Here is an 11,164-nt window from a genome sequence, read left to right as displayed (position 1 = left end):
ACCGGAATGTGGTCACTCCACCGCGATGTGGCCTGAGTCCGGTATTCTACCGGACTCAGGCCCTTTAACTTCTCTTTTACAAACGAGAGGGAAACAACGGTACTTAATACGCCCTTTAGCCAAAATCTGTCTTTTTCTTGATTACCGCTATTTTTTCGTTAAGGCGCATTCTTTATGCTGTATCGATACACCAAAGGTAAGTTAAACAGGGAGTGACGGATGCCAGTGCTACAGTGGGGAATGTTATGTGTTCTGTCACTTCTCCTTTCTATTGGCTTCCTCGCTTTACATCTCCCGGCGGCACTCCTGCTTGGGCCGATGATCGCCGGGATCATCTTCAGTATGCGCGGGGTTACCCTGCAACTCCCCCGCTCCGCTTTTCTCGCTGCGCAGGCCATTCTTGGCTGCATGATTGCGCAAAACCTGACCGGTTCGCTCCTGACCACGCTGGCGGTTAACTGGCCGATTGTGTTAGCTATTTTACTGGTAACGTTGCTTTCCAGTGCTATCGTGGGATGGTTACTGGTGCGCTATAGCTCACTGCCCGGAAATACTGGTGCCTGGGGCTCCTCACCTGGTGGTGCGGCGGCAATGGTCGCGATGGCGCAGGATTACGGCGCAGATATCCGCCTGGTGGCTTTTATGCAGTATCTGCGGGTACTGTTTGTCGCGGGGGCCGCTGTTCTGGTCACCCGAATGATGCTGGGCGATAACGCTGAAGCGGTTAACCAGCAGATAGTATGGTTTCCGCCAGTCAGCATTCATCTCCTGTTCACCATCCTGCTCGCGGTCATTGCGGGTACGGCGGGATGCCTGTTGCGTATACCTTCCGGCACGATGCTTATCCCGATGCTGGCAGGTGCGGTGCTCCAGTCTGGTGAGTTCATCACGATTGAGTTACCGGAATGGCTGCTGGCGATAGCTTATATGGCGATTGGCTGGCGAATTGGTCTGGGCTTCGATAAACAAATCTTACTGCGGGCATTGCGTCCGCTGCCGCAAATCCTGCTGTCGATATTTGCTCTGCTCGCCATCTGCGCCGCGATGGCGTGGGGGCTGACCTGGTTTATGCATATTGATTTTATGACTGCCTACCTCGCCACCAGCCCCGGCGGACTAGATACGGTGGCGGTCATCGCCGCAGGGAGCAATGCCGATATGGCGCTTATTATGGCGATGCAAACCCTGCGCCTGTTCAGTATTTTGCTGACGGGGCCGGCCATTGCGCGGTTTATTTCAACCTATGCGCCGAAGCGAACGGCCTAGTGCTGGCAACCAGGACACCAGTAAAACGGGCGCGATGACAGCGTGGTTTTCTCAATGGTGCCGCCACAGCGTTCGCACGGTTCGCCATCACGATGAAAAACCTTAAAACGGAACAGCGCGCCGTGATGTTTATTTTCATCCACCTGCCCCCGCGTAGCGTAAGAAAGTCGCGGAATATCCAGTAACGCGTGTGCGAGCGCATCCAGTTGCGCCGCGTTGAGATCTTTCGCTTTATGATTTCCGGTCAACCCAACCTGCCAGAGGATCTCCACGCGCAGATAATTGCCAAGCCCTGCCAGAAACGCCTGGTCAAGCAGTAACCCGGCAAACTGACGGTTACGAAAGCGCGGCGACAATAACCGTTCTTTCACCACATCCGGCGTCAGATTCGGGTCGAGCACATCGGGGCCAACGCGTTGTAAGAACGGATGCGTCGTCAGTTGTTCCGGCGTTAACATTTCAATATCAGAGGCGCTATAAAGCAGAATGGTTTTGTCGGCTGTTTGCAGCTTTACCCGCAACACCCGCGTGGTCTGCGGCTCTTCGCCAGTATCAACCACGCGCCAGACACCATAGAGTTGGTTATGGCTATAGAGCGTTAAGCCATCCGAAAAATGGGTCAGCAACGCTTTTCCGCGCGTTTCCACATAAGTGACATGCTGACCAATAAGTTGTGATTGATAAGGTTTTAACTGCGGGAAGGCAAACCAGACATCGGTCAGTGGTTTGCCTTTGATCGCCGCCTCCAGGTTATCCGCTGCACGGCGGATCTCCGGACCTTCAGGCATGGTGATATCCTTTTTTCATTCTTTGTTCAGAGGGATTATGCTGCGACAACAATCCCCTTTTCGGCAAATGCAGATCGTAGCCGGCGGGCGAACGCCAGTGCGTGTTCTCCGTCGCCATGCAGGCAGACCGTTTGCGCCGCGACCGTTGCCCATTCGCCGGTGATACTTTTGACTCTGCCGTGTTGCACCATCTCCAGCGTTTGCGCCAGCGCCTGTTCTTCGTTTTCAATCAACGCGCCTGGTTGGCTTCGCGGCACCAGCGAACCGTCGGCTTGATAGCCGCGATCGGCAAACACTTCCTCGCGCGTTACCAGCCCATATCGTTCGCCTGCACGAATCAGCTCGCTTCCTGCCAGTCCAACGAGAATCAATGCCGGATCGCAGGCGTAAACGGCTCTGGCGATGGCGTCTGCCAGTTGTGCGTCTTTCGCTGCCTGGTTGTATAACATGCCGTGCGGTTTGACATGACGCATTACGCCACCTTCCGCCCGGGCAATCGCTGCCAGCGCGCCAATTTGATACAGCGTCTGGGCGTAAACGGTTTCTGGCGGCAGCTGCATGGCGCTGCGACCAAAATTTTCTCTGTCGGGAAAGCTCGGATGAGCGCCAATAACCACACCATTTTTTATTGCTTCTCGCACGCTTACCAGCATGGTTTGTGCATCGCCTGCATGAAATCCACAGGCAATATTGGCCGACGAAACTAGCGTTAAAAGTTCCGCATCGCTGGAACTCCCTTCGCCCAGATCGGCGTTAAGGTCAATTTTCATTGTGCAGCCGCCACGCTAATTGTTCGAAATAACGTTGCTGATCTTGCCGCGCTTTCAGCGCCTCTTCCAGTGAACACTGGACAAAATGAATCGGCTGACCGAGCGGAATTTGCGCCAGATGGTACATATCAGCCTCAATGATGCAGGCAATGCGCGGGTAACCGCCGGTAGTTTGCGCGTCGTTCATCAACACAATGGGCTGCCCGTTATGCGGCACCTGCACCACGCCTGGCAACAAACCGTGAGATAACAGTTCGCGATCGGTGGTGCGTTTTAAAATTTGCCCCTGTAAGCGATAGCCCATGCGGTTACTTTGCGGGCTAAGCTGCCAGGGCGAACGCCAGAATGCATCCTGCGAGGCGCGATCGAACTCATGATATTCCGGCCCCGGTAAGGCGCGAATCCGGTTACCCCACAGCAACTGTTTAACGCCCTGCGCTTCCATAAAATCACGCTTCGCTTTGCCAATGGGGAGTCGGTCACCATCCTTCAGTAAACGCCCTTCCAGCCCGCCAATCCCCACCTTGAGATCGGTGCTGCATGACCCCATCACTGGCGGCACATCAATACCGCCCGCCACCGCCAGATAGCTACGTACACCATGTTGTGGACGTTTAAGCATTAAACGCTGGCCTGCTTTCATCGGCAAGCGCCAGCCAGTCCAGACAGCATTATCATCCAGCCGCGCCTCGCAACCTGCGCCAGTCAGGGCAAACCAACCATCGCTTTCAAACTCAACCGTTAACTGACCGAGCGTGATCTCCAGCGCGGGCGCGTTGGCATCATTACCCACCAGCAGGTTAGCAATGCGTAGCGCAGGCATATCCAGTGCGCCGCAGTGGCTGATACCCGACTGGCGAAAACCGTGACGGCCGCCATCCTGCACGGTGGTATACATGCCCGCACGAATGATTTTCAGCATACTCCCTCCTTCTGCGGTACAAAGCGCACGCTATCTCCCGGACGCAATAAGATAGGTTCGTCACGCGTCGGGTCAAACAGACTGAGCGAAGTATGACCTATCAACTGCCAGCCGCCCGGCGTTGCCAGCGGATAAACACCGGTCTGCGGCCCGCCAATCCCGACAGAACCTGCCGGAACGAGCAAGCGCGGTTCAGCGCGCCGTGGCGTGTGTAGTTGTTCCGGCAAACTCCCGAGATACGGGAATCCTGGTTGAAAACCTAAAAACCAGACCACGTATTCCACGGAGGAGTGCAGTTCAACGACCTGTTTTTCGCTCAACCCACAATGCGCAGCGACCACCGCCAAATCCGGCCCGCCTGCGCCACCGTAAACCACCGGAATTTCGATAAAGCGAGACTCCGGTTCCAGCGCCTCGCTCTCTTCCCACCAGCGTTGCAAACGCTCTATGGCGTCCAGCGCCAGCGTTTCAGGGTTACGCAAAATCACCGTGATATTGTTCATGCCGGGAATAGCTTCAACGACATTCGGCATATCCACCAGACGCTGGGCCAGCCGCCAGATTCGTTTCTGGCTGGCCAGCGTCACCGGCGGCTCCAGTTCCAGCACTACCGCCGTTTCACCTATCAGATAACAACGCGCTCGTTGCACTTTCGATCCCTCTGACTATTCGTTATGCAGGATTAGGAATATCAATAAAGGTCACATCAAGATCGGTATTTTCATTCAACCACTCGCTCAACGCGCGAATACCGCCGCGTTCGGTAGCATGGTGACCCGCAGCATAAAAATGCAATCCCTGCTCGCGGGCTGAATGAATGGTCTGTTCAGAAACTTCACCCGTAATAAATGCATCCACGCCAAAACGCGCGGCACTATCAATAAAACTTTGCCCACCACCGGTGCACCAGGCGACGCGCTGTACTACCTCCGGGCCGTTGTCGCCACACCACAACGGCTTGCGTCCCAGACGCGCTTCAATCCATGAGGCCAGTTCCAGCCCCGGTACCGGCATGGTCAGTTCGCCCCACGGCACCAACGGCTCAATTTCGCCCATGACCGTGATCCCCAGTAACGACGCCAGTTGCGCGTTATTGCCCAGCTCAGGATGTGCGTCCAACGGCAGATGCCAGCCATACAGGTTGATATCATTCGCCAACAATGTTTTTAAGCGGTTACGCTTCATACCGCGAATTACTGGCGATTCCCCTTTCCAGAAATAACCATGATGCACAATGACCGCATCAGCGCCCAGGCGTACCGCTTCATCGAGTAGCGCCTGGCTGGCGGTGACACCGGTAACAATTTTTTGCACCGTCTCTTTGCCTTCCACCTGCAAACCATTCGGCGCATAATCACTTATCGCCGCGCTGTTCAATTTCTCGTTAATCAGTTGTTCCAGTTCGGTGTTTTTCATCATTGCGCCTTCCATATTCTGATAGCTACTCCGTTAACATAGCGTTCCCTCGCCTGTTCGTCGATAGCCAATCTTTCGACATATTAAGAAACAAACCCATCGCCAAAAGGCGCAAATTGTTTATCTCATAAATGCATAGTTCATGTATATTTATGCAATCAGACAGCATATTGCATAAATAATCAGATCTGTATCAAAGTTTTAACTTTAAGGAAACACACGCACGCCGCGCAACTATTACGTGGTGTCGCATCCAACCGCGGAATTACTATGAATAAACACGCATCACAGCCGCGCGCTATCTACTACGTTGTCGCGCTGCAAATCTGGGAATATTTTAGCTTTTACGGCATGCGTGCCTTGCTGATTCTCTATCTCACCAATCAACTGAAATACAACGACACCCACGCTTACGCGTTATTCAGTGCCTACTGTTCGCTGGTGTATGTCACGCCGATCCTCGGCGGTTTCCTGGCGGACAAAGTGCTCGGCAACCGCATGGCAGTAATGATAGGGGCATTGTTGATGGCAGTCGGGCATGTGGTACTGGGCGCCAGCGAAATCCACCCGACATTCCTCTATCTGTCGCTGGCGATTATTGTCTGCGGCTATGGTCTGTTTAAATCCAACGTCAGTTGCCTGCTTGGTGAACTGTATGAACCGACCGATCCACGTCGCGATGGCGGTTTCTCGCTGATGTATGCGGCGGGTAACGTGGGATCGATTATTGCCCCTATCGCCTGTGGTTACGCCCAGGAAGAGTACAGTTGGGCGATGGGCTTTGGCCTGGCGGCGGTTGGCATGATCGCGGGTCTGGTCATTTTCTTATGTGGCAATCGTCATTTCACACATACCCGCGGCGTTAACAAAAAAGTACTGCGTGCGACAAACTTTCTCCTGCCGAACTGGGGATGGCTGCTGGTTCTGCTGGTCGCAACGCCTGCGCTGATTACTATACTGTTCTGGAAAGAGTGGTCGGTATACGCCTTAATTGTCGCCACTATCATTGGTCTGGCGGTACTGGCGAAAATTTATCGCAAAGCAGAAAACCAGAAACAGCGTAAGGAGCTGGGGCTGATTGTGACGCTCACCTTCTTCAGCATGTTGTTCTGGGCCTTCGCACAACAGGGCGGCAGCTCGATTAGCCTTTATATCGACCGCTTCGTTAATCGCGATATTTTCGGTTATAGCGTTCCGACCGCCATGTTCCAGTCGATTAATGCTTTTGCTGTGATGTCGTGCGGTGTGGTGCTTGCCTGGGTGGTAAAAGAGAGCGTTGCGGGTAATCGTACCGTGCGCATCTGGGGAAAATTTGCTCTTGGCCTCGGCCTGATGAGCGCCGGGTTCTGTATTCTTAGCTTAAGCGCCCGCTGGTCTGCAATGTATGGCCACTCTTCCCTGCCGCTGATGGTGCTTGGTCTGGCAGTGATGGGGTTTGCCGAACTGTTTATCGATCCGGTTGCTATGTCGCAAATTACGCGTATTGAAATCCCCGGCGTGACCGGCGTATTAACCGGCATTTACATGCTGCTTTCCGGTGCGATTGCTAACTATCTGGCGGGCGTCATTGCCGATCAAACATCGCAAGCTTCGTTTGATGCTTCCGGGGCGCTCAATTACTCCATCAATGCATATATAGAAGTGTTTGATCAAATCACCTGGGGTGCGCTGGCGTGTGTAGGACTGGTGCTGATGATTTGGCTGTATCAGGCGCTTAAGTTCAGAAACCGTGCGCTGGCGCTGGAGTCTTAATACGCCAACACCGATGCCTGATGCGACGCTTAACGCGTCTTATCAGGCCTGGATGGCCCATTGAATTTGCACTATTTACCAGGCCGGATAAGGCGTTCATGCCGCATCCGGCATCTGGGCACGAGTCTGTTATTTCCCCTTCCTCGCCGCCTCATACGCTGCCAGCGTTCGCAGCCTCGCCTCTTTGTGATCGACAATCGGTTGCGGATAATCCAGCTTCACGCCCGCTTTCTGCGCCCACTTCCACGGCTCATGCACCGCTTTCCCTGGCACATCGCGCAACTCCGGTAGCCACTGGCGGATAAACTCGCCTTCGCGGTCAAATTTCTCGCCCTGGGTTGTCGGGTTGAAAATACGAAAATACGGCGCAGCATCTGTCCCCGTTGAAGCCGCCCACTGCCAGCCACCGTTATTGGCTGCCAAATCGCCATCTATCAGTTGCGACATGAAATACCGCTCACCTTCCCGCCAGTCGATCAACAAATCTTTCACCAGAAAGCTGGCTGTGATCATCCGCAGGCGATTATGCATCCAGCCAGTGCTGTTAAGCTGACGCATAGCAGCATCGACAATCGGGTATCCCGTTTTGCCTTCCTGCCAGGCCTTTAAATGCGCGGGATTACTCTGCCACTGCACGCGGTCGGTCCAGACAATAAACGGACGATGTTTACACAGCGAAGGATAATACGTCATCAAATGGCGGTAGAACTCGCGCCATATCAGCTCATTAAGCCAGACGCTACCCGGTCCGCCTTCCAGCGCCTGCGGCTGTTCCGCCAACAGGCGATGTAAACACTGGCGAGGCGATAATCCACCCGTTGCCAGGCTGGCGGACAAACGACTGGTGCCTTCTACTGCCGGAAAATCTCGTTGTTGCTCATATTCTCCGGCACCGTTCTGGCAAAACTGGCGTAATTGCGCAATCGCCGCTTTTTCTTCCACCGGGAAATGCGCGGTATCGAAAGACTGACGAGGGTAATTCAGCGTAATGGATGGCGCGGGCTCTATCGATCCGCTACTACGAACTTTTGGTGCACCGACGCACTCCGGCATCCCTTCCCGCAACCGTTTCAGCCAGGCGTTTTTAAACGGCGTAAAGACTTTGTACATCTCATGATTGCCAGTCATCACCGCCCCCGGCGGCAGGATCACGCTGTCATCAAATCCTTCACACACCACGTTACGTAGCGCTCTCTCAACCTGCACATCCCGCGCCCGCTCATGCACCTCATACTGATAGTTATAAAACAGGTGGGTAACACGATTTTCCGCGCACACCTGTTTAACTGTTTCGACGCTGGCGACAAAGTCATCCACTTCACGGAACAATAAAGGAATACCTTTTTCCGCCAGCGCTATTCGTAGCCCATTCAGTTGAGCATTGATAAGTTCAGCCTGACGCGGCGACATGTTATGCGTCGCCCACTGGCGTGGTGTAGCGATATACACCGCCAGCACGCGTGCAGACGAATTGCGACAAGCGGTAGCCAGCGCGAGATTATCGTGCAAACGTAAATCCTGGCGAAACCAGACCAGATGGATGGTCATAAAACTCCTGCATGGCGCAAGTTAATCACACGCGGCCAAAGTTCGAAATAACGCTGCCCTGAAAGCCAGGCGTTAGGATAAAGCGCCATATAGTGTTTGATACGCATCAGCGGCGCAAGAAGAGGCTGCTCGCCACGGCGATAACTGTCGATAAGCGCCGCCAGCTGCTGGCGTTCTGTGGAATCAAGATGCGGGCGAAAATACCCCTGAACGTGCATCAAAACGTTGGTGTGGTCACGTCGGTTGGCGGGGTGAGAAAGCAAAACAATTACGCGTTGGCGGTACTGGTTGTAAAAATCGTCCAGATTTTGCCACTGATGAATATCAGCCACGAATGGGCCAAGTTTGCGGTACTCCGGTTGGGAATGAGCCAGAAATACGAGCTTATAGCTGCGGTGATAATCGAGAAGCGCTCCGCGCGTTAAGCCATGTTCTTTCAGTCGATGTAAGTCATGAAGCGCGAAGATACGGATTAGAGTGCTGTCATCAAATCGTTGCTGATTCATTACTGCTCCTGAACGGTTTACAGGAGTAAGTGTAGACGTTGGGAAATGAAATTTTTGAAGCTAATCCTGTTGTAGCAGGGCAAGATTACGAAAGCCCGCTCCCCGCAAGGACTGACGCCAGGTAGTTTCTGTCCATAGCTGCCCTTTCCATTCAAACGTGAAATCAATAAATTCATCAGGGACATCGCAAACAATATGAAGACGGATTTCTTCTCTGCCGTGACTCTTTTCACTAATTGAGTAACTGTCATGCTCTGGATTATTTAATTCTTTCAGCGGAAATTCTTCCTCAAAGGCTTTATTAAGCCGCCCCTGGTTTCCTTTTACAGCGAATAAATAATCACCTCCCTGTTTTTGTATCTTCTCTGCAATATCTTTCTGGCAACCCATAGCATCAGTCTTAATAATTTTTCTTTCAATATACAACATGTTAAGAAGTTCAGGGATAGCTGTAATCTCATTAGATTTCTCATCCGTCTTGATCTGTCCGATGACCAGACTGTGCATTGTTGAGTACGCACTAATGACATGAATCGCTCCCTTGCGGCGACTCTTGTCATAAGAATGCCGGAGTGTTTTTCCATCAATTGCGATGACGTCTTTATCATCTGAAGAATGGCAGTCACGCATCCAGTTAATAAAGCACTCGTGAAATTTCGCAGGACTGATACAGGATACAACTCTGGCAATAGTATCGTGAACAGGAATACCATTTTCAAAATCACCATATTGTTTTAAAAAATCGAGATGTGTTTCCCCGAAATCCTCTTTATCTTCCCAACCTTCTGCACCAGAAATAACGGCACAAATAGTCAACAGTAGAATATCAGACAATTTATGTTCCACTTTCCAGGCTTGTCTGTAATCGGGAATAATAGAAATATGTTCCATCAATTTTTTAAGTTCCATTTTGTTCTCCTTAATAATGTAAGGAGTATTTGATCATGTATAAGCAATGAAAAACAGCTTTAGGTAATAAGGAATGTCTCAATTATCGAACATTTAGTGCGAATTATTTAGTACAAAAAAGCAGCGTTACGTGATCTTTACCTGACGCCAGATGGCTGAGAGAAGCGGGGTTTGAGATCGGCACGGGCGTTACTGTGAAGATCTCGGAAGGCTGCCTGATCCTGCTTGCGGATAACAACGAAGTACAGGAACTGCGCAGGGAGCTTTATCAGGTTAAACAGGCAGTTAAGGGGATGCGTGACGGGATCTTTAGTGTGCTGAACGAGAGTTAAATAATAAAAAGCCGGGAAGGTTCAATTCCCTTCCCGGTAATACAAATAACTAAACCCTAATATACACATCCATATATTTTGATACATTATCTTTATATAAAGAAGAATTTCTAAAGGTCTTTAAATCAATACCATTTAATTTACTGTAACCATCCTCACTCAATGAGTCAGATTGCCAACCACAGACGGGGCATATTTCAAAAACAGAGTCTTCATATTTGTCAAAAACAATAAACCTACAAGCGGCGCAATGAACCCCAGTAATTTCGCTATCAGAATGATCGATGATTTTTATTTCATTCCCAGTAACTTCCTTAACCTTATTTTCTAGATACTTATTTCTTACTAATGGAGATAATTTATAAGCATCAATAATATCGTTATTAAAAATTTGCCTATTAGATAAGGATGATTCAGGAATATCTATTAGTCCATTCTCATACAAAAAAGTAACTCTGCCGTCTGAACTTAAAGTAAATAATGAATAAGAGGAAAGAAAATCAATAACCTCGGAATGAAGGAATTCTATATACATTATTTTTCTCCAGCTAAGTCAATTGCATCCTGAAATGGAGTCTTACTTCGTCCATCATCTATATAATAAGTCCTCATTTCTCTTTTCCCCATATGCCCTACAAATATCTCACCAGTACTTTTATCATGTCTGATTACAAAATTGCCTACCTTTGCTTCTTGCATTGATTCGGTTAAAGGTTTTGAAGCAAATTCTTTCGCTTTTGCCATATATTGATTTTGCGTAATATTACCAAACTCGTGTCCATGTTTTGCATAGTGATATTGTAATCCAGTTTGACCTGTTACAGGGTTTTTGTTCGGGTTAAAGCTTTTCCACTTAACAGAGCCAGCGATACCACAATTATTAAGTCCGAGAGGATCGATCCAACTTAATGGATTTGGTGCATACTGATAAAGATTTATTCCCCCCGCCAGCCCT

At 50.8% G+C, this 11,164-nt stretch carries 11 protein-coding genes and 2 pseudogenes; 3 read left to right on the top strand and 10 right to left on the bottom strand.

What is annotated here, in order from left to right:
• Window positions 1–219 precede the first annotated feature (219 nt).
• Complete coding sequence (locus FEK46_RS22860; protein ID WP_130261049.1) at window positions 220–1,266, top strand: AbrB family transcriptional regulator; 1,047 nt, start codon at window positions 220–222, stop codon at window positions 1,264–1,266.
• Here the strand turns inward: FEK46_RS22860 and nei are convergent.
• The 5 genes from nei to ybgI are packed head-to-tail and all read right to left on the bottom strand — an operon-like array spanning window position 1,263 to window position 5,162.
• A complete protein-coding gene (nei, locus tag FEK46_RS22855; protein WP_130210750.1) occupies window positions 1,263–2,054 on the bottom strand; it encodes an endonuclease VIII in 792 nt (263 codons plus the stop codon). The two genes, FEK46_RS22860 and nei, sit on opposite strands and share 4 nt — an antisense overlap.
• 35 nt (window positions 2,055–2,089) lie before the next feature.
• Entirely contained in the window at window positions 2,090–2,824 is a 735-nt protein-coding gene (pxpA, locus tag FEK46_RS22850; protein ID WP_130210752.1) for a 5-oxoprolinase subunit PxpA, read from the bottom strand.
• Window positions 2,814–3,746, bottom strand: coding sequence for a 5-oxoprolinase subunit PxpC (gene pxpC / locus FEK46_RS22845; RefSeq protein ID WP_130210754.1), 933 nt, complete (start codon window positions 3,744–3,746; stop codon window positions 2,814–2,816). The genes pxpA and pxpC overlap by 11 nt, the downstream gene beginning before the upstream one ends.
• Window positions 3,740–4,396 carry a 5-oxoprolinase subunit PxpB gene (pxpB, locus tag FEK46_RS22840; RefSeq protein WP_130210756.1) on the bottom strand — a complete coding sequence of 219 codons (657 nt, stop codon included), beginning with the start codon at window positions 4,394–4,396 and terminating at the stop codon, window positions 3,740–3,742. Before pxpB ends, pxpC begins: the two co-directional genes overlap by 7 nt.
• Window positions 4,397–4,418: 22 nt before the next feature.
• Window positions 4,419–5,162 (bottom strand): radiation resistance protein YbgI, encoded by a 744-nt coding sequence (gene ybgI, locus FEK46_RS22835; RefSeq protein WP_130215061.1) that lies wholly within the window; start codon window positions 5,160–5,162, stop codon window positions 4,419–4,421.
• Between the two features lie 270 nt (window positions 5,163–5,432).
• Between ybgI and dtpD the strand changes: the two genes are divergently transcribed.
• A complete protein-coding gene (gene dtpD, locus FEK46_RS22830; RefSeq protein WP_135406207.1) occupies window positions 5,433–6,914 on the top strand; it encodes a dipeptide permease DtpD in 1,482 nt (493 codons plus the stop codon).
• A gap of 129 nt (window positions 6,915–7,043) precedes the next feature.
• Here the strand turns inward: dtpD and phrB are convergent, their stop codons facing one another.
• The 3 genes and pseudogenes from phrB to FEK46_RS22815 all read right to left on the bottom strand — a co-directional run.
• On the bottom strand, window positions 7,044–8,462 hold the full coding sequence (gene phrB / locus FEK46_RS22825) for a deoxyribodipyrimidine photo-lyase (protein WP_135559931.1): 1,419 nt from the start codon (window positions 8,460–8,462) through the stop codon (window positions 7,044–7,046).
• A complete protein-coding gene (locus FEK46_RS22820) occupies window positions 8,459–8,968 on the bottom strand; it encodes a YbgA family protein (protein WP_135559932.1) in 510 nt (169 codons plus the stop codon). The genes phrB and FEK46_RS22820 overlap by 4 nt, the downstream gene beginning before the upstream one ends.
• Window positions 8,969–9,109: 141 nt before the next feature.
• Window positions 9,110–9,877, bottom strand: a pseudogene (locus FEK46_RS22815) (ISAs1 family transposase); the annotation flags it as partial.
• A 194-nt stretch (window positions 9,878–10,071) separates the two neighbouring features.
• Between FEK46_RS22815 and FEK46_RS22810 the strand changes: the two are divergent.
• Window positions 10,072–10,209: a hypothetical protein gene (locus tag FEK46_RS22810; protein WP_240731153.1), complete on the top strand. Its 138-nt coding sequence runs from the start codon at window positions 10,072–10,074 to the stop codon at window positions 10,207–10,209.
• Window positions 10,210–10,258: 49 nt separating this feature from the next.
• Here the strand turns inward: FEK46_RS22810 and FEK46_RS22805 are convergent, their stop codons facing one another.
• The gene (locus FEK46_RS22805; protein WP_131162687.1) at window positions 10,259–10,744 is read right to left on the bottom strand and encodes a CPCC family cysteine-rich protein; all 486 of its coding nucleotides are present in this window, start codon (window positions 10,742–10,744) and stop codon (window positions 10,259–10,261) included.
• A pseudogene (locus tag FEK46_RS23585) lies at window positions 10,744–11,164 on the bottom strand (hypothetical protein); the annotation flags it as partial. The gene FEK46_RS22805 and the pseudogene FEK46_RS23585, both read right to left, overlap by 1 nt.

This window comes from Escherichia sp. E4736 (genome assembly GCF_005781225.1).
In the GTDB taxonomy this organism is placed as follows: Bacteria; Pseudomonadota; Gammaproteobacteria; order Enterobacterales; family Enterobacteriaceae; genus Escherichia.
Note: the sequence above shows the minus strand (reverse complement) of the source record. Positions and strands in the feature narration are given on the sequence as shown.